The organism is Rhodococcus sp. BP-261, from assembly GCF_019835205.1.
GTDB classification, from domain to species: domain Bacteria; phylum Actinomycetota; class Actinomycetes; order Mycobacteriales; family Mycobacteriaceae; genus Rhodococcoides; species Rhodococcoides kyotonensis_B.
Map to the genome: position 1 here is coordinate 25,386 of NZ_JABUCO010000031.1, position 22,294 is coordinate 47,679.

General features: G+C 59.8%; 15 protein-coding genes. 12 read left to right on the forward strand and 3 right to left on the reverse strand.

Annotated elements, in window-relative coordinates; all coding sequences use genetic code 11:
• Positions 1-125: 125 nt before the first annotated feature.
• A complete protein-coding gene (locus tag HQ354_RS22975) occupies positions 126-1,493 on the forward strand; it encodes an MFS transporter (protein ID WP_084423522.1) in 1,368 nt (455 codons plus the stop codon).
• Between the two features lie 96 nt (positions 1,494-1,589).
• The gene (locus tag HQ354_RS22980) at positions 1,590-3,206 is read left to right on the forward strand and encodes a tannase/feruloyl esterase family alpha/beta hydrolase (protein WP_167678120.1); all 1,617 of its coding nucleotides are present in this window, start codon (positions 1,590-1,592) and stop codon (positions 3,204-3,206) included.
• Positions 3,207-3,419: 213 nt separating this feature from the next.
• Here HQ354_RS22980 and HQ354_RS22985 read toward each other — a convergent pair whose 3' ends face one another.
• A complete protein-coding gene (locus HQ354_RS22985) occupies positions 3,420-3,749 on the reverse strand; it encodes an STAS domain-containing protein (protein WP_222635705.1) in 330 nt (109 codons plus the stop codon).
• Between the two features lie 505 nt (positions 3,750-4,254).
• On the opposite strand from HQ354_RS22985, the gene HQ354_RS22990 reads away from it, so the two are divergent.
• The 3 genes from HQ354_RS22990 to HQ354_RS23000 all read left to right on the forward strand — a co-directional run bounded on the left by HQ354_RS22990 (position 4,255) and on the right by HQ354_RS23000 (position 12,217).
• The gene (locus HQ354_RS22990; RefSeq protein ID WP_222635706.1) at positions 4,255-5,262 is read left to right on the forward strand and encodes an SDR family oxidoreductase; all 1,008 of its coding nucleotides are present in this window, start codon (positions 4,255-4,257) and stop codon (positions 5,260-5,262) included.
• 872 nt (positions 5,263-6,134) lie between these two features.
• Positions 6,135-9,452, forward strand: coding sequence for a helicase-related protein (locus tag HQ354_RS22995; protein ID WP_222635707.1), 3,318 nt, complete (start codon positions 6,135-6,137; stop codon positions 9,450-9,452).
• On the forward strand, positions 9,449-12,217 hold the full coding sequence (locus HQ354_RS23000) for a DNA methyltransferase (RefSeq protein ID WP_222635708.1): 2,769 nt from the start codon (positions 9,449-9,451) through the stop codon (positions 12,215-12,217). Before HQ354_RS22995 ends, HQ354_RS23000 begins: the two co-directional genes overlap by 4 nt.
• A gap of 91 nt (positions 12,218-12,308) precedes the next feature.
• Here HQ354_RS23000 and HQ354_RS26040 read toward each other — a convergent pair whose 3' ends face one another.
• Positions 12,309-12,599, reverse strand: a complete 291-nt coding sequence (locus tag HQ354_RS26040) for a helix-turn-helix domain-containing protein (protein ID WP_222635709.1) — start codon at positions 12,597-12,599, stop codon at positions 12,309-12,311.
• Between the two features lie 171 nt (positions 12,600-12,770).
• Between HQ354_RS26040 and HQ354_RS23010 the strand changes: the two genes are divergently transcribed.
• The 3 genes from HQ354_RS23010 to HQ354_RS23020 all read left to right on the forward strand — a co-directional run bounded on the left by HQ354_RS23010 (position 12,771) and on the right by HQ354_RS23020 (position 17,824).
• Entirely contained in the window at positions 12,771-13,460 is a 690-nt protein-coding gene (locus HQ354_RS23010; RefSeq protein ID WP_222635710.1) for a hypothetical protein, read from the forward strand.
• Entirely contained in the window at positions 13,457-15,661 is a 2,205-nt protein-coding gene (locus HQ354_RS23015; protein WP_222635711.1) for a hypothetical protein, read from the forward strand. Before HQ354_RS23010 ends, HQ354_RS23015 begins: the two co-directional genes overlap by 4 nt.
• A gap of 72 nt (positions 15,662-15,733) precedes the next feature.
• The gene (locus HQ354_RS23020) at positions 15,734-17,824 is read left to right on the forward strand and encodes a hypothetical protein (RefSeq protein ID WP_222635712.1); all 2,091 of its coding nucleotides are present in this window, start codon (positions 15,734-15,736) and stop codon (positions 17,822-17,824) included.
• A gap of 192 nt (positions 17,825-18,016) precedes the next feature.
• Here the strand turns inward: HQ354_RS23020 and HQ354_RS23025 are convergent, their stop codons facing one another.
• Positions 18,017-18,211, reverse strand: a complete 195-nt coding sequence (locus HQ354_RS23025) for a hypothetical protein (protein WP_222635713.1) — start codon at positions 18,209-18,211, stop codon at positions 18,017-18,019.
• Between the two features lie 1,018 nt (positions 18,212-19,229).
• Here HQ354_RS23025 and HQ354_RS23030 point away from each other — a divergent pair.
• The 4 genes from HQ354_RS23030 to HQ354_RS23045 all read left to right on the forward strand — a co-directional run bounded on the left by HQ354_RS23030 (position 19,230) and on the right by HQ354_RS23045 (position 21,888).
• A complete protein-coding gene (locus tag HQ354_RS23030) occupies positions 19,230-19,568 on the forward strand; it encodes a hypothetical protein (protein WP_222635714.1) in 339 nt (112 codons plus the stop codon).
• Complete coding sequence (locus tag HQ354_RS23035; protein WP_222635715.1) at positions 19,565-20,158, forward strand: DUF6036 family nucleotidyltransferase; 594 nt, start codon at positions 19,565-19,567, stop codon at positions 20,156-20,158. The genes HQ354_RS23030 and HQ354_RS23035 overlap by 4 nt, the downstream gene beginning before the upstream one ends.
• A gap of 321 nt (positions 20,159-20,479) precedes the next feature.
• Positions 20,480-21,055 carry a non-canonical purine NTP pyrophosphatase gene (locus HQ354_RS23040; RefSeq protein ID WP_222635716.1) on the forward strand — a complete coding sequence of 192 codons (576 nt, stop codon included), beginning with the start codon at positions 20,480-20,482 and terminating at the stop codon, positions 21,053-21,055.
• Positions 21,056-21,057: 2 nt separating this feature from the next.
• Positions 21,058-21,888 (forward strand): SIR2 family protein, encoded by an 831-nt coding sequence (locus tag HQ354_RS23045; RefSeq protein ID WP_222635717.1) that lies wholly within the window; start codon positions 21,058-21,060, stop codon positions 21,886-21,888.
• The last annotated feature ends 406 nt before the right edge of the window (positions 21,889-22,294 follow it).

Genomic DNA, 22,294 nt, shown 5'->3' on the forward strand with positions numbered 1-22,294 from the left:
CGAAGCAAATCGATCATTGACATTAGTGGCGAACATCACTTACGCTTCGGCGCGAGACATTGTTCAAGGTTTCGGTCATTTCTCGACCATCGGCAAATCCGCCACAAACCAGAAAGAGGGCAGTCATGTCAGTGTCGCCCGACACCCCGGCCGCACCGCCGGCGTCACAACAGAAGGCCGCGAGAAAGGCAGCTTTCGCCGCCGCTCTGGCCACCTCTCTCGAGTGGTACGACTTCTACATTTACGGCACTGCAGCTGCACTCGTTTTCAGCAAGACATTCTTCGCCACGGACAACGAGGTCGTAGCAGCTCTCAACGCGTTTGCCACGGTTGCCATCGGCTTCATCGCCCGCCCGGTCGGTGGGATCATCTCCGGCCACTTCGGCGACAGGATCGGGCGCAAACCCGTACTGGTGTTCGCAACACTGTTGATGGGCATTGCCACTGCGTTGATCGGTTTCGTGCCCAACACGGAAATCGTCTGGCTTGCACCGGTACTGCTCGTCACACTCCGCATCTGCCAAGGTCTCGCGGTGGGCGCTCAATGGGGCGGCGCAGTCCTGTTGGCAACGGAATACGCGCCGGCCAACCGTCGCGGATTCTTCGGCAGCTTCGCACAACTCGGTATTCCGATCGGCGTTGTTCTGGGTAACGGCATATTTCTTGTCGTCGCATGGCTGGTCTCACCCGAGGCATTCATGTCGTGGGGTTGGAGAGTGCCGTTCTGGATCAGCTTGGTCATGATCTTAGTTGCTTTCGGAATCCACAAGTATTTGGAGGAGACTCCGGAATTCCAGAAGGTCGAAGAGAAGCTGGCTACCACGCCGGCCCAGCAGAAATCGCCGGTTTTCCAAGTTCTTCGACGAAACCTCAGCACGGTCCTCCTCGCCGGGGGGACCTATCTGGTCGGTATTGCAATGTTCTACATCACGATCACCGGTTCCATCCAGGTCGCGACGACCAACCTGGGGATGGCGCGAGCTGACGTCCTGTGGATCATCATGGTCGGCGCCGCAGTCCTGATTCCCATGGTGCCGTTCACGGCTCATCTCTCGGACGTCTACGGGCGTCGCCTCATCTACGGAATCGGCATTGCCGGCATGGGCCTGTGGGCTATTCCGATGTGGATGCTGATTCAATCCTCGGGCTCCGGCAAGATCTGGCCCTTCGCTATTGCCTTGATCGTGTCGTGTTTCGTCATGTCGTTCCAGACCGGTCCCCAGGCTGCCCTGTTCGCAGAGCTGTTCCCGGCTGAAATTCGCTATTCGGGTGCTTCGCTGGGATATCAGGCCGCAGCGATTCTCGGCGGCATGGCACCGATGGCGATGGTTGCTCTCGTGAACGGCCACGTGTCGAACATCTGGCGTGTGGGTTTGATGATCACCGCCCTGGCAGTGGTCGCTCTGGTGTGCCTCTTGGTTCTCTCGCTGCGGGCACGGCGGACCGACCGAGCGGCAGAGACGCACCCGGTTCCGGCTCGGGCCACTCGCTGACCCTCGCCTGACCCTCGCCTGGCGCATGCCCGAAGTCGGTGAGTGTTCTTTGCTGCACAATGGAAATGAGGCTTCTCGAGACACACGATGACCGTCGTGACAGTTGCTGTGGTTGCGCTGACCTCCGCATGCGCCAACGGCAGCAACGAAAGTTCCGGCGCCACCACGCCGACAACGCAACGCGTTGTCAGTGACGCCGTCGCTTCCTGCACTGCGTTGTCCGGTTTCGAACTCGACGCATCGCGCATCGCGTTGCCGACGTCGGGCGCACGCCTGACGGAGGCAACAATCGCGAAATCCCCTGTGGAGGAGCGAGATTTCTGCCAGGTCACCGGCGCGATCGACGCCGTCGATCCAGCAGCACCCCCGATCCGATTTCAGGTGAATCTTCCGGTCGAGTGGAACGGTACAACCGTTCAGATGGGCGGCGGAGGCTACAACGGCACCGTCGTGACCGGACTCGACAACGTACCCGGCACGGGCGACGCCGACCCGGACGCTTCGGACGCAAGTCCGTCCACGGATGTTCCCCTCCCGCCGATCGACCAAGGTTACGTAACTTTCGGCAGCGACGGTGGAACGGACGTCGGCGAGAACGCACCCGGTAGTTTCGCGCTGAACCCGACCGCGCTGGCCAACTATGCAGGCGAATCCGTCAAGAGAACCCGTGACGCCGCTATCGCTGTGGTCGAGCAGTTCTACGGGTCGACGCCCGATCTGCAGTTTCATGTCGGCGGATCGAAAGGGGGCCACGAAAGCCTCGTTGCCGCACAGCGCTATCCCGACGACTACGACGGCGTCATTGCGTACTACCCCGCCGCGCAGAACCAGGCATTCGTAGCTGGTTGGTCGGGCATGGTGGACGTTGCCTACGACGTTCCCGGCAATTATCTGGATCCCGAGCACAGGCAGTTCGTCACGGACGCCGTGATCGGCGCATGCGACGACCTGGACGGCATCGAGGACGGCATCGTCTCGGATGTACGAGGGTGTTCCGAGTCCTTCGATGTCTCGACTCTGCTGTGTGACTCGACGTCGACGCCTTGCCTGACACCGGCTCAGGCGGACGAAATCACCTTTGCGAGTGAGCCGCAGCGTCTGCCGTATCCGCTTGCCAACGGTGTCGACACCGTCGGACCGTATCCGGTGCTGGCCGGGGCCGACTTGTCGATATGGATGACGGACGAGGACATGTCGAACTACGACCGGTTCGTCGAAGGTGTGCAGAAGTACTTCATTGCTCAGGACTCGACGGAGAATCCCGTGGAGTTCGATTACATGAAGTACAGGGACCGAGTCGAAGCGTTCTCGCAGCAATTCGACGCCACCAGCACCGACCTCGACAGCTTCGTCGACAAGGGAGGCAAGTTGATCCTGGTGCAAGGTGACACCGACATGCTCGTGCCTCAGCAGGCGACGTCGAACTACTACGAAAATCTGGTATCGAAGTACGGCAGAAGCGACTTGGATCAGAGCGTCAAGTACTACACGGTTCCCGGGTACGGTCACGGCAACGGTGAATTCGATTTGGTGTGGGATTCTCTCGGCGCGTTGCAGACGTGGGTAGCGGATGGCGTCGCGCCGACGGATCAAATCGCACGCGAGAACGGCGATCGAGCGCGCCCGTTGTGCGAATATCCCGGCTGGCCGAGATACACGGGTACTGGACCGGCCAACGAAGCCGGCAGCTTCGAATGCACCACCTCGCCCTAGTCGGTGTCAGCTACTGCGGCAGCCACGCCGCAGCGCCTAGTCGTCACTGCGAGCTAGAAATCGAAACGAGAACACCCCGCCTGCGACTTTCGTTGAGGGCGGGGTCTTTTCGTTTGCGCCATCGGTACTCGCCCCAGCTGGACTCACAACTGGACGGTAGCGCGAATCTGTCCACGCCATCACGACATCAGCGCAAGTGCGACCGGATCCGGTTCAACCCGCGTCGAGCATTCCCATGGCCACATGACGGCAGGTGGTGATCGCGGTTCGATCGCCGGGTCCGAACAGTGTCATGTGGCGGAGTTGCCCGCGATGGCCCAGAACGACACACCGCGTCGCCCAGCGTGAGTTGGCACCGCACGAGGCTGTTATCGCGGAATAGCCCGCGGCACACATGAATTCGACAGAAGTAATGTCGAGCAGAACAGGCCGGCCCGACCCCGACGCTCGGTCGAGAGCACGACTGAACTCGGCGACGGTCCCGGCATCGACGTCGCCCAGGACGTTCACCACCTCATAGCCGAACGACGAGGACACGGTCACCCGAAATGGTTTGTGCCGCAGTGGTATCGGCCATTGTTTGCACGTTCCCGGCGGCGGAGCGACATGCCCGTCCACGGGTGAGCTCTGAACCGGGGTCAACAAGTCGTTGCCCATTGCTACTCCAGACTTCACGAACCGACTCGCCGAACGGTCACGTCGAGATGAGATCCCGCCAGAATTGATGTCGCCGAGCAAGCTCTGCTGAGGTGGTGGTCAGCGGCTGTTCATTCAACCGACTTTCGAACCATAACCGAGCACCACCGATCACGTCCACTGTCGACGCGTGAAGAGCACGCAGTTCGCCTCGCTGTCGACGCAACAGATTCCTGGCCTGCAACGTGTCCCTGGACACCGGCCACATTTCCGACACCCTGGTGTCGGATTCGGAACGGAGTACCGTGGAATCAGCTCCGCACCACCGGGCCGTTGGTACCGCGCCACACTCGAAAGCCGTCGGCTGCTCGTCTACCTTTCGTCGTTCCCTGATTTCGAGGTGCAGATCCTCATGCCAGACTCTGACAACCACCGCACTGCCCCCTCCACAAACCGCATCCGCTCGTCCTCACCGGTGGTGATGATCACCGGCGCGTCGAGCGGTATCGGACGTGCAACAGCTCACCGATTCGCCCGCGACGGCGCCCGGCTGGTCCTGTGCGCACGCGGCCGCGTCGACCTGCACGCCGTTGCCGCCGAATGCACCGACCTCGGTGCCGAAGAAGTGTCGGTCCAGCCCGTCGACGTATCCCACCGAGACGAGGTGGATCACGTCGTTCACGAGATGATCGACCGGTACGACGGTCTCGACATCTGCGTGCACTCAGCGGCTGTGATGTCGTACGGTGCCTTCCTCGATACCCCCGCCGACGTCTTCGACGCGACCGTCGGCGTCGACCTTCTCGGCGCCGCGAACGTGGCACGTTCGACGTTGACCGTGTTCCGACGTCAACGGTCGGGTCACCTGATCATCATCGGTTCGCTGTTGGGCCGCATCGCGACACCGTGGATGAGCTCCTACGTCACGTCGAAATGGGGGCTTCGAGGCCTGACTCGCGTTTTGCGGCAAGAGGCGCGACGCTATCCCGGTGTTTCCGTCAGCTCCGTCGCACCGGGCGCAGTCCGCACCCCCATCTACGAGCGGGCCGCGACTTACATCGGCCGCGCAGGATCGCCGCCCCCGCCCGTCGCCTCCCCCGACGTCGTCGCCGCCGCGGTTTTGAAGGTAGTACGCAACCCTCGTCGCGAACGCGACGCCGACGCCCTCTTCGGTCTCGTCAACAAGAGCGCCACAGCAGCGTTCACAGTCCTGCCAGCCGTATTCGACATCCTCGCCGCGCCGTTGCTGTGGCGATTGGGCATCGCGCGACACCCGAAGGACAACTCGGTCGGCAACGTCTTCAGCTCCCAACCCGCCGTGAAACAGGCGGGCACTGCCGCGCCCGATCAGCGTGGCTCGAACCTCACCGTCGATCAGCGGGCCGAGCCTGGGCAGTCGAAGCCTCGATGTGACGGGTAGATCTGACTCGCACAACAAAAAGTGCCCCTGACCAGCGGAAACGCTGTTCAGGGGCACTTGGTGTGCGCCATCAGGGACTCGAACCCCGGACCCGCTGTCTAAGTGGTGACAATTCATTGTGATGTAACCGAGTCCACTGTAGGCCGTCTGACCTGTGAGCTCGGGAAGTCGAGCAACCAACCGCGTCCAGATACATTCACCGACGTTCGCCGCAAAAGGTCGACCAAGAGTCGGCACACTTTCGTCCACCTGACGCCATGCAGATCGCCTTTGCACAAGGGACGTCCATCTGGTCACTCGACCCCATACACCCCAGAAGGTCAACCCATCTCCAACGCAGCATCCCGTCCCCTCAAGAAGTTCTGCTCCGTACGGTGTTCGGTATCGACCGAACACCAAACAGCCGCGATGCTCATCCCCAGGATGCAGGCCTAGGATGCCGAAACGGATGTGATCGGACCTTGTTCGTCGCCGCAGATCGAGTCTCCTTCGCTGCCCAAAGCGACGTCTTCGAACACGCACATCTTGCTCTGATCTGCGGGGCCAGGGCTGCGGCAAGCGCACCCGGTGCCATCGCGGTAGGCGGGGACGGCAAGTGCCTCCACTGATCGACAACAACGCGACCGAGCCCGGTCGCTAGGGCCACTCCCTCAGTCGCTAGGGCCACTCCCTCTTGTTTTGAGAGGGTCAACTCCGCACCGTCATACATCCTGACGGTGCTTCGTAGTGCGTCCCGCGCTCGCTGCGGTGTGGTGCGTCGTCGACGATCTCAGTTGCCTGCCGAGACAGCCTTCCGATGCGGTCGTCGACGAGCGCACGCTGTACTTTGGGGACGCGCTTGCCCGCCTCTCGAACCGTCAGGACACCAGTCTGTGCCTAACATCTTTGACAATCTCACCGACGACACCCGGCTGCATACCGCACTGCGGGAATCGCTGGAGGAGTTCGACACCGTCGACATTGCGACGGGATATCTCGACCTGCGCGGCTGGTCCAGTTTGGCCGACATCGTCGACACCAAACCTGCCCTCTTGGAGGGTTCCGGGCTTCCCACTGCCCGGGTGCTGGTGGGGATGGTCGCTCCCTCGGATTCACAGGAGATCCTCGACGCCCTCCAACGTGATGTTCAACCCCCCGCCTACGGCTCGGACATTCACGATCGACAGAAAGCACTCGCGCGCCAAACCCAGCTCGTCAAACATTTGCGGAACCAGCTGATGCGGGGCCTGGCCACCACAGATGGCCAGGCCACTCTCCAGACCCTCAAGCGCCAGCTAGAAGATGGCTCGGTGCAGATGAAAGTCTTTACCGAAAAGCCGCTGCACGGCAAGACATATCTTTTCCATGCTCCTGACAAAAGGCACACACCACGCTGGGCATACGTCGGGTCATCGAATCTCACCCGTGCCGGGTTGACGAGCAACCTCGAGCTGAACATCGACGTCCAGGACTCGGATGCAAACGAGAAGGTCGCGGACTGGTTCGAATCTCGCTGGAATGACCGATTCTCGCTGCCGATCAATGCCGAGATCATCGATCTAATTGCCGAGTCCTGGGCCGCCGGCCAGCAACCGACTCCGTTCGAGGTTTACCTCAAGGTGTGTCATGCGCTGTCGCAGGATGCCCGTGACGGGCTCGGCTACGTACTACCGAGGTTTATGAAGGAACTGCTGCTCGATTACCAGGAAAGCGCGGTTCGAACACTTGCCCGCCGCATCGTCCACCGCGGCGGAACCATGCTCGGTGACGTCGTCGGTCTCGGTAAGACGCTGACCGCGATCGCCACGGCGCTGATGCTTCAATCCGCCGAGGACTATTCGACTCTGGTCCTGTGCCCGAAGAACCTTGAGAGGATGTGGACCAAGCACCTCGAGGAGTACGGCATCGATGGCGGGCGAGTCGTTCGGTACTCGATGGTCGACGAGATTCTTCCCGATCTGAAGCGTTTCAATCTGGTGATCTGCGACGAGTCCCACAACCTGCGCAACAGCGGAACCGTTGCGTACCAATCGATTAGGGAGTACATCCGGCGCAACAGCTCGAAGGTGCTGCTGCTGACGGCCACCCCGTACAACCTCGCCTTCCTTGACGTTGCCAGCCAGATTGGGCTCTACATCGACGACGACGAGGATCTCGGCATCGTGCCGACCCGGGCGCTGGCCGCGGACCCGGGCCTGCGCGACAAGGTCGACGGCAAGATCAACACCCTCGCCGCATTCCGGCGTTCGGAACACGCCGAGGACTGGCGACGGCTGATGAGCGATCACCTGGTCCGCCGCACTCGCAGCTTCGTCAAGCGCACCGCCCAGACCGAGACAGTCACCGCCGAGGACGGTACCCAGGAAGAACGGCAATACCTGCAGTTTGCCAGCGGGGACAAGTTCTTCTTCCCGACCCGGGTTGCGCGTCCGCTAAGCCACGAATTCGCCGGCGACGACCCGGCTCGGCTCATGGAGGACGACACCACCCTCGATACGGTGCAGGCCCTGACCCTGCCGCGATATCGCCTCGCGGACTATGACAACCCCCGTGCCGGGCACACCGAGACCGATACCAAGATCCTCGACGACATCCGCTCCGGACGCGGGAATGTCAGCGGATTCGTCCGCACCGGCCTTTATAAGCGACTGTCATCGTCAGGGCATTCGTTCATCCTGTCGCTGCAACGCCAACGTGAGCGCAATGAGCTATTCATCCACGCAATTGATCACGAGTTGCCGATCCCGCTCGGTAGCTTCACCGACAAGCAGCTCAACATCAGCGACGAAGACGTCGAAGACGGCGCTCCTACGCACGGCTCATTCGAGAGTCGCTACGACCAGCTACGAAGGACGCTTCCGGCCAAGACGAAATGGATCAACTCGACCGTATTCAAGACCACCCTCCGTAAGGACCTAGAGAAGGACAACCAGCGACTGACCGCGCTCCTCGACCGGTTCGGCAACTGGGATCCGACCCGCGACTCGAAGATCAACGCACTCGTCGACCTGCTACGCAACGACCACCCAGACGAGAAGGTCCTAGTGTTCACCGAATACGTCGACACCGCCGACTACATCGCCCAGGCGCTGCAGGACGCCGGCGTGGCCAACGTCGGACTCGTCTCCGGCAACACAGAGAACCCGGCGGACCATGCCCGCCGATTCTCGCCTCGGTCCAACACCGTCCCGGGCCAGGAAGCACCGGAACCCTCTTCAGTAGAGGATCCGATCGACGTTCTCGTCGCCACCGACGTGCTCTCGGAAGGTCAGAACCTGCAGGACGCCCACATCGTCGTCAACTACGACCTGCCGTGGGCGATCATCCGGATCATCCAACGCGCAGGCCGCGTGGACCGGGTCGGACAGAAGTCCGACACTGTTTTTATCTACCTCATCAGCCACGACAAGATCGAACAGCAGATCAACTTGCGTCAGCGGATCCGGAACCGGCTCGGCGCCTCTGCCGAAGCATTTGGGTCTGACGAACAGTTCTTCGGCGGCGATCAGGAAATCAAGATCCTCGACGACTTCTATAAGGGCAAGGTCAACGATGACGCCGAGGACGCCGACGGAGAGGCCGACGCGGTCAGTGAGGCATGGCTCGTGTGGTCCAACGCGCAGACTAAGCACCCGAAGCTCGTCCAACGCGTTCTCGGTATGCAGGACATGATCCACAGCACCCGAGATCAGTACATCACCGAAAACCGCGGCGGTGTAGCCTGTTTCGTCAGCACCGACTCCGGCGTAGACGCATTCGCTCTTTCTACCACTGCACCGGACGGCCAAACTGTCGAGCATCTCCTCACACCGCTCGAAGCGATGCGAGTGTTCGCCGCCCAGCTCGACACCGCCACCGTTGAACTCCGCGACGACCACTTCGAACGGGAGCACACGCTCATCCACGGGCCGCTGACCATCGAAGCCCTCGCCACGGGGAACCTCAAGGGCATCCGCAAATGGACGTGGGAGCGCCTCGGGGGTAACTCCCTGTTCGCGGACATGGCCTCCGATGCGCTCAACGCACTGCACGAGCGCCCCCTGACCGAACACGCGACCATGCGTCTGAGCCAGGCCAGACGCAACCGGTACAGCCTCGACGACCTCGCCGATTTGCTGAACCAGCTGCACTCCGAGGATCGACTCGTCATCAAGTCCTCGGAAACCGACACCATCAAAATTATTTGCTCGATTGGAGTTCGTGAAGCATGACCGACAATCTCGTCTCTCTCGTCGAGCAGCACCTTTACCAGGAACTCTTTCTCCACGACCTGAACTGGAGCGCGCCCGACCACCCGCCGGTCGCCTACACCGATTCAGAGGGCCAGACCTTCACCGCCAGCAATGTCTCCTCGTACAAAGGCCTGCGGGTGTGGGTCTGTGACGAAAAGCCCGGTTCGAAGGTCGAAGCCGAGCTCGACCGGCTGATTGCGAAGACCTCGACCGACAGGCTGGTCATTTTCCACAACAACGAGGAACAGGTCTGGAGGTGGCCAGCTCGCCGCAACAAGGACGACTCGACTTCGACCCGACTGACGAGCCACCGGCACCGAACCGGTACCGCAAACCCGAAGTTCGCCACCCGCCTCGACGCAATTCGTCTACCGATCGACGTCGTTCTCGACGCGAACGCCGTTCTGACCAAAGTCCGCAACGCCTTCGACGTCGAGTCGCAGAACGAGACCAGGCGGGCCTCGAAACTTATGGCGCGCATGTACGCCGCATTCGAGAAGGCGTACCCGAGGACCTTTGATCCCAAGACACGTGACCACGAGATCTCGGTGAGCCTCGCCCGAATCCTCTTCCTGATGTTCGGCGATGACACCGACATGTGGGAGACAGACGCCTTCCGCAGCTTTATCCATCACGACACCCCGACCGACGGATCCACCCTCGCCGACCAGCTTAACGACCTGTTCGTCCAGCTCGATACCCCGGACGGATCAGCGACACAGCCGCGGGTGACCGGTTTGCCCTATGTCAACGGCGGCATCTTTCGCGAGAAGATCACTCTCCCCGCCCTCGACAAAGAGTTCCGCGACGCGGTCCTCGACGCCTGCGCCGTTGATTGGTCGACTATCAGTCCCGCCATATTCGGCTCGATGTTCCAGTCGGTGCGCGACGCCAAGACGCGCCGTGAGCTTGGAGAGCACTACACCTCCGAGCTGAACATCCTTCGAACTCTAGACCCGTTGTTCCTCGACGAGCTCCGGTCCGAGTTCGACCGGGCTCGGACCATGAAAGACGAAAAGGGGGTCCTGACCCGCCTATGGAATCGCCTAGGTGAAATCCGATTCATGGACCCAGCATGCGGCTGCGGGAACTTCATCATCGTCGCCTACCGTGAGTTGCGCGATCTTGAACTGCGCATCATGGAACGGCTTCAGGAGATCACTGGTGATACCCAGCTTGCCTTTGACCCCACACTCGCATTGAAGGTCACACTCGATCACTTCTACGGTATCGAGATCGACGAATGGCCAGCCCGTATTGCGGAAACCGCCATGTTTCTCATTGATCGTCAATGCGACCTGAAACTCAAGGAACGCTTCGGTGACGCTCCAAAGCGGTTGCCGATCCAGATGCAGGCGCAGATTGTGGTCGGGAATGCCCTTCGACTCAGTTGGAGTGAAATTTGTCAGCCATCAGAGTCTGTCATTGTCGCTGGAAATCCGCCGTTCGTAGGGCCAAAAGAACGAACTGTGGATCAAACCAAGGATCTCAAATCAGTCTGGGGCACAGGCTACGACGGGTTCCTTGACTATGTTGCAGGCTGGTACTCGAAAGCCTCCGACTACTTCGGTGTGGGCCAAGGTGAATGGGCCTTTGTTTCGACGAATTCGATCTCGCAGGGGCAGGCAGTGCCCACACTCTGGGGCAAGCTGTTCTCTGCAGAATGGCGCATCAAGTTTGCCCACAGGACCTTTGCCTGGACTTCCGAAGCCAGCGGCGGTGCCGCGGTGCACTGCGTGATAGTTGGATTCTCACGAAATCCAAAGGTGACACCACTACTCATTGAGCATGGCCGAGGCCCGCAAGAAGGGCGAGCGACTTCAGTCCCGGAGATCAACGCATATCTTGTCGACGGGCCAAATCTTTTGGTCACCAAGCGTATGCACCCGTTGTCCCCGGGCCTTCCCGAGGTGGACGCGGGATCAAAAGCGGTGGACTGGGGGGGCCTCACAATCGAGCCTGACCAGCACGACGAGATCAATTCCGATCACATCGCAAAAAAATACATTCGCCGCTATTGGGGCGGGGACGAGCTCATCAACAAGAAAAATCGCTGGTGCCTCTGGTTCGTTGGAGCCAGCTTGGAGGACCTGTACGCGAGTCCAGTTCTCAAGGTGCGTCTAAAGGCAGTCGAAGAGAAGCGACTCGCAAGCACTAAAGCTGCGACAAGGCGAGGGGCCGCCACCCCACATCTCTTCGAGGAACGGCGGCAACCCATGGTCCACTACTTGGGCATACCCCAAACCTTTACGGAGAACAGGCTGTACGCAACCGTCGCCCGCCTAGCGCCAGACGTAATCGCATCAATCAAACTTTTCACCTCACCCGATCCGGAAGGGTATCTGTTCGCCATCATCTCATCCTCGATGTTCATGACGTGGCAAAAAACTGTGGGGGGGCGGATGAAATCGGATCCAAGTTTCACCAACACGATTGTCTGGAATACGCTTCCGCTGCCAGTTTTAGACGAAGACGTTCGGGAGAAACTCATCAGCGCAGGGAACGAGATCCTCGCAGTACGCGAGAATTATCCAGAGTTGTCACTAGCTGAACTGTACGACCCGGACCGCATGCCGTCAGACCTCGCGGTCGCACACCAGGATCTGGACCACTTGGTGGACCGGGCATTCGGAGCCCCGAATTTATGCAAGTCAGAGCGGGAGCGTCAACGAATATTGTTCGCTCGGTATGAAGAGCTGACTTCGCCGCTGCTGACACAGAAAGTTTCCGGACGTGCACGTTGATCACTTCGTGGGAGAAGAGTCCAGTGCGGCAGTACGAGGCGAGGCACCACGCCCTCGGCTGTACTCAGGGAGCTACTGATCGGGATTCGGGCTACTCACGTGATGCATCTTTCGCCATCTTCTCGAGATGGCGGTACAGGGTGCGTCTGCTGACACCGAACCTGTCGGCTATATCTCCGATTATGCTGCCTTGATTGCGTACTCGGGTTACTCCCGCTTCTTGGTGACGGTAATTGCGGTGAGCGGCCGCCGACTGTTCCTCGCTAACGAACTGCTGGCGTGTCTCCGGTGAACGAGGCCAGGGCGTTTCAGAGTCTTGTTGCCCATGAACTGGGCGGATAGGAACCTGACCACGAGTTCCGATGACTCTTCCTATCACCACCGTCCGCGACGGTCCGTCACCGACCGCACAGTAGGAGGATAGTTCGTGGCCACCCGCGCTAGGCGCTTCAGTAACCCTGTCAGCACTCGAAAGTCAGCGTTCGGCGCGGCGATACACAAGGTCATGCTCCACAGGCGCAACAATTGGACGATGGATTCCGAAAGGAGGAAGATGACGGCCAATTCTGGTTCCGGTATTGAGCGCCCTTCACACACCCGCACGCAGCATGCTCTCCGCCTTCTCGTGCTCCTCGACCAGACGGGCGAGGCCGCAGCCGACGGTGATCCGCCAGCCGCGGTGAAGGCCGTGCGTAGCGAACTGCGCTTGCAGGCGATGGACTTTTGGATGCGCAACCCGGACTATCTGGCTGATGAGATCATCTCGCAGGTCGACGCGGGAGAGTTGGCCGACTCGTATCTCCAGGTCGCGCGAGGACTGCTGGAGGATGCCGAGCCCGATTTGCACTACTACCCGATGCCGCGCTGGTTCTACGGCGCATACGAGGCGATCGATGACGCGATTGCCCTCCTGGAGACGTACGGATTGGCGACGTTCCGGCGGTCTGGCGAGCCTGGGACGAAGAGCCACCGCAATCAGCTGTTTTTGACCTCGGCTGGTGCCGACGCTGCGGCGGAGTTGGCAGTCGACGCAGTGCTGGGTTGGTACGCCCGGCAGGCCGCGCTGGTTGCGCTGGTTGCTGATGACACGATCGGCAGCAAGTTGAAGGAGCGTCAGTACGAGCAGGCGACATATGCCGGCACGGAGCTAGGGTTGAACATCGCGCCGATCGCTGAGTATGTCCGGAAGCGTCTGGATGGCCGTACCACGACAACAGCGGGTGGATCTGGAGGTGGCATTTGAGTTCTCTTGCTGACGAGATCGTGAAGGTCCTTGCCCGTCGGCGCAAGGAGAATCGGCTGGAGACCACCTCCGGTGAGGTGGACAAGGTCCTTGGAGACCTGGGTATTCCCACATCGGCATCGAAGGGTGTGCCAGTTCACCTCCGAGTGGCGCGGGTGTCCTTCCGAGGCACTAAACGTCTGGACCCGTCGCATCCAGATGCCGATGGTTGTGAGCTAGAGGAGATAGACACCGGCAATGAGCAACAGCCTCTAGACCTCGATCCGACTCCCTCAGCCGAGGACACTGAGACCGAGAACACGGAGACGCAGACCGATGATGGTGAGAACCAGGACGGCAACGAATCTGAGGAGCCGGTAGTACGTGCACTGGTACCGTTCGACTTCACGTGGCGGCCGATCGACGGAGTGAACGGTGTCGGGTCAGGCAGCAACCTGCGTGGCAAGTCGAGCATCGTGAATGTTCTGCTGTGGTCGCTCGCTGGCCGGTGTTCGGAGTTTTCGGTTGCAGTGAAACGGTGGATCGAGCACGTTGAGGTCGACTGGGTCGTCGGCGCTGAGACGCTGCGGGTCGGCTTCGAAGCGGACAACGGCTACGTTAGTACGGGCACGGTGACGGTTGTCGAGGACGATGAGACCTTGGGCACAGTTCTCGTTTCGTTCGACAACGAGTCATTCGAGGACGCGATGAGTTCGGTCATGTTGAACCGCCTTCGCCTAGAAGCATTTGCAGTATCGCAGTCGGGGAAACCTGTGACGCACAAGTGGGCTTCGTATGTGAACGCGCTGTGGGTGCGGCCGAAGTACCTGAAGTCGATCATTGGCAAAGAGGCGACCCTCAGCGTCCGTTTGATGCAGATGTTCATCGGAACGGACTGGGTTCCGGTGCTGGCGACCGCTGCAACAGTCGCTGGGACGTTGCAGGCTGAGCAAAGGGCTGCTCAGGAGCGGACGAAGACCGCAACCGAGGCCGTGGAGTCCTCCAGGGGCGAAGCGTTGAGAACTGTGGAAACGGTCAAAGCAAAGATTGCCGCACTACCCGCCGGCGTACCCGATCCCGCGAGGCTGGCTGGGGCAAGCGCCGAGATCAGTGACCTCGTTCGCCGAATGCACGCTCTGGAGACGCAGCTGCTGAATCGGTCGGTTGCTGCCGACACCGTGCGGCAGCAACTGAAGGCTGCGAAGGCACGGCAACACACCGAGTACGAGCATGCGCTGTTGTCGAAGTTTTTCCACCAGATGGAGCCGACGGTGTGCCCGCGTTGCACCGCGGCGGTAACCAGCGAGCGCCGTGTTGCAGAGCCGGACGAGCACAAGTGCTCGGTGTGCACCAGCGACCTCAATTTGGAGGCGCTCGAGGTGAACGTCGTGGTTGCGGACTCCGTCGACGCCGAAGTCGCCACCGCTCTGGTCGAGTCCACGTCCACTGCCGTCGACCAGGACGGGGAGGAGGAAACGGCGACGAGTGGGATCGAGGCGCTTGAACAGGCGCGTGTCGACATCGAGAGCGTGATCGCGAATCTGCGTGAGCAGATCAACGGGCTGCAGGTCACTCATGACGAACTCGTCGCGGAGATTGACCTGGATGCTTCACTGTTAAGGGTCGTGGAGGAACGTAGGCTGCTGGACATCGAACTGGCGCGGGCCGAGGGCGCTGCTGACGCCCTGGCTGAGCCAGTCTCACCGGTGGATGCATCTCCGGTCGACCCGATGCAGCTGGCTATCGCCGACGCCGCGCAGAAGGTTCTCGGCGATTGGGTAAAGGGCAACCAGGACCCGCTGCTTGTAACTATCTCAGCCGAGATCGGGCGCTTGGTCGTGAACTTTGGAGCGGATAGCCTGAGCAATATCAGGCTTGACGGTGCCGCGAACATGACGCTGCGGCAGAACGGGGACCCTTCCTCATACGGCGCGGTGTCTCCCGGCGAGCAGCTGCGGTTGAAGATCGCCGCGGTAATCGCGCTCATCAAGCACGGGTACGCCGAGAATATTGGCCGTCATCCGGGGTTCCTGCTGCTGGACTCGCCAGCCGCGGAGGAAATGCCTGATGGGGACTTGGCGACAATGATGTCGGCGCTGCTGGAGGTTGCCGAAGAGGCGCCGATGCAGATCATCGTCGCTACACGGAGCACTGGTCCGCTTGTTGATCTCCTGCCCGAGAAGAACCGGCTCATCGCGGAAGGCGGCGACTTCGTGTGGTGAGGTCGACTCATTTGGTCTGTCGGCAGTCCAAGCAACCATCAGATGAACTGCCAGGGTTCAGGAGGAGACCAGATGAGCGAGACCGGTGCCGTATCGCTCGCTGATGCTGCCTTGAGCCTGGCGCAGGAGACCAGCGGCAAACCGTTCCCACATTCCGCAATCGCCGACCTCGGGGGATGGGCGCGGATCGCTTGGGACGCCGCGACCTTAATCGGACAACCAGTACTTCCGCTTGTTGCCACCCTGGTCGCTAGAGATGCCCAACCGGGTGACATTGAAGCTGCCGCAGCCGCGACAGCTGTCGCCGATGCCGTCGTCGCGACCGCTCAGCCGTCGCTACTTCGGGACTCGCTCGACGCGCTCTTGGACAGCGCTGTCGTCACCCAGGTTGCCGGCGTCAGGCTCGTCGCAGGTCTCGAGTCCGTGGCCGCAGGCTTCCTCGCCCGTAAGCAGCCAGAGGCCTCCGCAGACCTGGCTTCTGCGGACGCGCTCGAAGCCTTGACCCGTCTCGTTGCCGCCGGGCACGGATCGCATTTCTCACTGCTGGCGCTGCTGCAGAAGTTCACCGTTCCAATGGTCGCCCCGATGTCGCGCGCAGTGATCCGTTCGGTGAGCACCGCCATTGACATCTGGCCAGAAGCAGATCCGTTGGTCGACGTCGTCCGCGCCCTCGGTGGTGTCGACGCGGTGGACGGCGCCGACTCAGCGCTTGCCGCTGATGTTGAGTCGGATGCTGCATGGGTTCTTGCAATGGCTTCCCTGCTCCGCGCTCTACGTGCCGCCTCGGTTCAGGAGATGGGCCCGCACCTCGAAGACGCAGCCAGGTTCTTCGGAGTAGCCGCCGACGCCCTCCACCGGCCCGACGCCCTCCCGATGTTCAGCATTGTCAAAGCCCTCCGCGAACTCGTGAACGGTGTTGTCTCCAACGACGCGATGGGCCCGTTGGCCACAGTCCCGCTTTCGTCGGACACGCTCGCTGTTGTCCGCGAGCAGATACTGAGATTCAGAATCGACTCCAGTGGTCTTGACCACTGGTACGGCGATAACACACGTGCGGCTCTCACCGCCTGGTCTGCACTTGCCGATGACCTCGAACAGATGGGCACTCAACTCGGTAAGGACGGTTTTTATCAAGCCGAAGTCGTCGTCCGTGACCTACTGACCGTCTATGTCAGCGCAAGGACGTTCCGCGTCGGCACCCGCTGTGCCGACATCGTGGGCGTTCAGGACTTGATTAGGCCAGTCATCGACGGGGGCTTCGCCAGCAACGCCAGCCATCTGAGCAACCTCGAGGAGTACGCCGCTGATCTCATGTCGCGGGGCGACAGCGAGCTTGACGACGAGGAGAAGGCTCAGCTTCACGCCGCTCGCAGCATCGTCAAGACTGCCCGACGCGTGGCGAAGGGAGGTGAGGCGCCGGGAAAAGTCCGAGGCGGCGCCCCGTCCACGCCGCTACCCCCTTTACTTGGCCGTCTGATTCCCTCTGGTTCGCCTGACGAAGATCTGCTTGAACATATCTCGCCGGCGATCCTCACCGCCATAGAACAACGGATTGACCATGTCGCTGCCGGACGTTCACATTTGAACCTTACTCAGCGGGAGCTGTTCGACCAGCTGCGTGAGGCGCTTTCGACCAACCCGGACTACAAGGACGAGGTCGAACCGGTCGTCGACCAAGTTCTGCTGCTCATCGTGAACTTCGTAGCCAGCAGAACCGGGTCTTCAGCCGGCCACTACGGATATCTGTTTGACCCCACGGCAAATGAAGACAAGATCCATGAAGATCTATACAACTACCTGGTCGGCAACATCGGCAGTCGCGCCGAGTACGAGGTCTCGCATGTCGGCGGAGGGCGGGTCGACATCCGGCTGAAGTTCGATACCTTCGCCATCCACATCGAGATGAAGGTGGACTACACCAAACTTCCGATGAGCAATCGGACAGCGTACCTAAAGCAAGCAGCGACCTACCAGGGCAATGACATCCGCATCGGGTTTCTCGTCGCGTTGCGACACAAGGCATTTGACCCCACCGGTCCACCGCCGCATATCAAGTCACTGATCGGGCACACCGCGTTCGACATCGAGGGAGACCCAGAGCCGCGCCACATCATCCACGTCGCCATCCCAGGAAGCCGGACCAATCCCTCCAACTCTAAATAGTCATCCCGAGGCGAAACTGCGCCGGACGACGGTGGCGGCGAGAATGCAATCTTCATAGCCCTGCCAGGCCACCCTCCATCGTTGAGATTGGTGCAGTTATGTTGTGCCACCGGGCGATCGCGGAACAGCGCCATGAGGTGAGAGACTTGCCATCCATCGCAGGTCGTCCGAACTCCAACACAGCTTCGGACATTAAGGCGGTGTTCCCGCATCGTGCGACGGCATCAGTCGTAGTTCCACAGCCGTCCAACCGACATGGATAGCGACACCGTCGGTGACGACGATGGTGGCGTGGTGAAGCAATTGGTCGAGAATCGATTCTGCGGTGGTGTGCTCGGCAGGAACCGACCCCACAGCCAAGAACGACCAGCGCGAGGCGATCGCCAACGTCCGTTGTTCTTAGGCGACGGCGGCAAGCCCGCGACTCGACGACAGAGCTTGGACGCACCCGTATCGCCACCATCGATTGGGCCAATTCGATCAATCGCCACGAACTACGGTGCAGAGTCTCAACCGTCGACTCTTTGAGCGCAAAAAGATGAGTAAGTGATGAGTTGAGCGTCCGCAGGCGTCCGTCGGCGAACCGAACGCGGACTAGGGCTCGCGATTACGCAGGTCAGCAGCAGGCTGCGCGAACTTGACTCCCCGAACAGAGCGATTGGGAGTCAAGTCTCCGAAACGCCCTACGCGAATTGAGAATCCACAGGTCAGAGCGTTGTCCATTTTCGCGAACTTCGCGGACACCCAGGCGAATTCGAACAACAAAAAGTGCCCCTGAACAGCGTAAACGCTGTTCAGGGGCACTTGGTGTGCGCCATCAGGGACTCGAACCCCGGACCCGCTGTCTTAGTGATCACAATTCATACGGGTACGCCCGAGTCCACAACAGACCGCCTGACCTGCGCGTTCGGGGAGTCGAGCAACCACCCGCGTCCATACGAAGTCACCGAGGTTCGCCCCAAAAGGTCGACCAAGAGTCGGCACACTTTCGTCCACCCGACGCCGCTAACGGCACCTACCGACCAGAACCGTCCACCTGGTCACTCGACCCCACACAGCCCAATAAGTCGACCTGATTCCAGCGCAGTACCCCGTTCCGTTCGTGAGAATATGCACTGTTCGGTGTTCGGTATTGACCGAACACCGAACACGAAATGCCGGTCGGCTCCGATCCGGGATATCACCGACAACATCGAGACAGAATCCATCGACGGGTCCGCCAGTCTCCTCGTCATCAAACCCGACACCGCGGTTCTCAGCTGAACTATCGATGCTTGCCCACCGACCTCGTTGCACCACATCCGACCGACCACGGCCACACGCGCACCGCCGCCTCGACCTGGGATTCGACAGAAGAAGTACCGTACGATAGGAAGCCTGACCTGCGCCATGAGAGGAGTGCGAGATGCCCGTCATGAACATGAAAGCAACTCGTCAACGACTCATGCAGAAGGCGATCCTGAACAAGATCGAACGGGACCACCTCTCGATCGACACCGACGCCGTCAGGCAGAGCCTCGAGACCATCCGCCGCAACGCCTCGCGCGATCCACTCATGACCAGCTACCTAGACTGGTGGGAGCAGATCATCCGCAACAGCGACATCGAAACCCTTCGAAGCCTCGTCCAATCCGATGACGAAACCGGAAACGACATGCGGAGCCTGTCCCCGCTGTACGTGTTGCTGACCGAACCCGAGCGGCTCCAAGTCATCGACGACCTTCGTACCACCATCCTGGCGTGAACCGACAACAGTTCGCGCGGGCGATAACCGCGTCATGCGCGAACATCGAAGAATTTCAGGTCATCGTCTTGGGGTCGCAGTCAATCCTCGGAAGCTACAACACCAGCGAACTACCCGACACCGCGTTCCAATCAACCGAGATCGACATACTTCCCATCAGCGGCATCACTCATCCCGAAGGCGTCGTCGATAAGCTGCTCACTCTCGACGCTCGACTCGGCGAGGACTCACCGTTCCACCTTCACCACGGCTTCTACATCGAGGGCATCCACAAGGACACGGTCGTGCTACCCAACCAGTGGGAAAACCGGCTGGTGCCCTTCACCGTCGAAGATGGCTCGCCCGAGCCCTACGGGCGGACCGCCCTATGCCTGGACCCGATCGACCTCTGCGTCTCGAAATGCATCGCAGGCCGCAGCAAAGACCACCAGTTCGTCGCCGCTCTGATCCGCGAAAACATCATCACCACGAACGAAATCATCGACCGAATCGACCAATACGGAATCGAATGGCCACAGACCTATCAATCCAACCGGGCAATGGCCCTCACACGCGCCCGAAACTGGCTCAAGGCCGTCGACCACTCGTGACCACCAGCATCGTGCGCAAAGAGGCCAGAAAGTACAAGGTGGCGTCAGAATTACTTTCCGTCCGCCGCTCAGAGTGGTGTGGATTTCAAACTAACCAAGGCAATTCGAAAAATAGGAACTTCGGCCACACCACTTCTTCTCAGTCTGCGCGCGCGATTCGGCAGGTCCTTCGGCGCATAAGACGGGTTGCCGAGAAACACCGCGTCGCACGAAAGCCGCCACACTGGAGTATTTGTGGTGGCAAAATCAAATGAGATCGCATGCCGAAGATGCAAGCACATGCGTTATGCTGGCATCGGTAGGTGATGAGCCAGGAGAATGATGAGCAGAACACACGAACGCCAGCAGCGAACAATCCGATTTCTTTCCAGAAATCCGCATAAGCTGGCCGAGGCAGCAGAGATTCTGGAACCCGCCGGCGTTTCCGTCACAAAGATTAGCCAGCAAGTAGATGAGCTACAAACCGAACAAACGGTCAAACTCGTGAGAGACAAAGCCCTTCGAGCTTTCAAAATTGTTGGTCGTGAGCTGTTCGTGGAACACACCGGACTCTACCTCGACCGAATGAATGGGTTGCCCGGAGGGTTGACACAGATTTTCTGGGATAGTCTCGAGGCAGACAGGTTCTCGGAGCTTTTCGGAGGCAGCGCCGTCATAGCGAGGACGATCATTGGCTACGTCGATTCATCGAAGATGCAGATCAAACTATTCGAAGGCGAAGTTTCGGGAACAATCGCACCGAATCCTGACGGCGACCGCAGCTTTCAATGGGATTGCATTTTCATTCCCGACGGATACGAGCACACGTTTGCAAGACTAGGCCCAGACATAAAAAACGCGATATCCATGCGCCGAAAAGCCCTGGACAAGTTTGCCGATTATCTAAAACAAGGATGACAATGATGATACCTACAGCCTTAGTTGATGCTGTACGCAGCAATAAAGCGATTCTATTCGCGGGTGCGGGCCTCTCGATGAACTTGGGACTTCCGTCTTTCTCAAGCCTGATAGATAAACTTGCCGAGGACCTCGACTTTGATGCTGAATTATTTCAGCTTGCGGGCGACTTTATGACTCTGACAGAGTATTACAGCGTCGTCAACGAGGGTCGTCTCGGTCCACTCAGAAGTTGGATGGATACAAATTGGCATGCAGAATCGATTAGAATCGAAGAATCTGCAATACACCGCGCAATTGTGGACCTTGAATTTAGATCGATTTATACATCCAACTACGACAGGTGGATTGAGAAATCTTTTGACCATTGGAACAAGCCGTACCACAAGATTGCTAATGTTGCTGATATAGCAAGGTCTCCCATCGATACAACCCAAATCATAAAGTTTCACGGCGATTTTGACGACGACGACTCCCTAGTACTTACCGAGTCTAGCTACTTTCGCCGTATGAGCTTCGAGTCACCCCTGGACTTGAAACTTCGCGCTGACGTGCTAGGCAACACGATCTTGTACCTTGGATACAGCCTTTCGGATATCAACTTGCGGTACTTACTTTACCGCCTAGAGCAGCAGTGGTCCGAGTACGGTGTAAGCAAATCGAAACCACAATCTTTCATATTTCTGGCCCGCCCGAACGCCGTACAGGAACTCTTGCTGAGTACACGCGGAATTACACCGATAATTGCAGAGCATGATAATCCAAAGACAGCAGCCGAAAACTTTTTGCAAGAACTCCTCGACCAGGCACGTGGGATTGGATATCGAGATTGACCATGAACGCTTCGATTGAATCCCTTAAGACGAACTCGAGAACGGTTTTTCCCTTACGCTCGACGAGTGGTTCTAATCAGGGCGGGGCTCCGCACGTCGCTTTCATAAAAACTTAACAACCAACCCCGATACCAAGCACGCTCAACTATAGAGATCCACTAGCGGCCCGCTCCGTCCACCACCGCGAGATGGCAATGAACGGAGCCCGGTACTGCGGCCGCGAGGTCGTGAGCGACGAGCCACACGTCCTGGTCGGCCCGGGCTTCGACGGTTGGCACCGGACGGCTCCAGTGATCGCTGTGCGGACGGACGCTCAGGGAGGACGAGGTCCCGCCCCTGCTGACAATCCCCCGACAAACCGCCGCGGTGACGCGTTGAGCCGATGCAGCTGCGGGCCGCTTCACGC

What these genes read in the sequence shown, in the direction of transcription:
- HQ354_RS22975 (WP_084423522.1), top strand. Translation starts at nt 126, where the DNA reads ATGTCAGTGTCGCCCGACACCCCGGCCGCACCGCCGGCGTCACAACAG.
- HQ354_RS22990 (WP_222635706.1), top strand. Translation starts at nt 4,255, where the DNA reads ATGCCAGACTCTGACAACCACCGCACTGCCCCCTCCACAAACCGCATC.
- HQ354_RS23000 (WP_222635708.1), top strand. Translation starts at nt 9,449, where the DNA reads ATGACCGACAATCTCGTCTCTCTCGTCGAGCAGCACCTTTACCAGGAA.
- HQ354_RS23010 (WP_222635710.1), top strand. Translation starts at nt 12,771, where the DNA reads ATGACGGCCAATTCTGGTTCCGGTATTGAGCGCCCTTCACACACCCGC.
- HQ354_RS23020 (WP_222635712.1), top strand. Translation starts at nt 15,734, where the DNA reads ATGAGCGAGACCGGTGCCGTATCGCTCGCTGATGCTGCCTTGAGCCTG.
- HQ354_RS23030 (WP_222635714.1), top strand. Translation starts at nt 19,230, where the DNA reads ATGCCCGTCATGAACATGAAAGCAACTCGTCAACGACTCATGCAGAAG.
- HQ354_RS23040 (WP_222635716.1), top strand. Translation starts at nt 20,480, where the DNA reads ATGAGCAGAACACACGAACGCCAGCAGCGAACAATCCGATTTCTTTCC.
- HQ354_RS23045 (WP_222635717.1), top strand. Translation starts at nt 21,058, where the DNA reads ATGATGATACCTACAGCCTTAGTTGATGCTGTACGCAGCAATAAAGCG.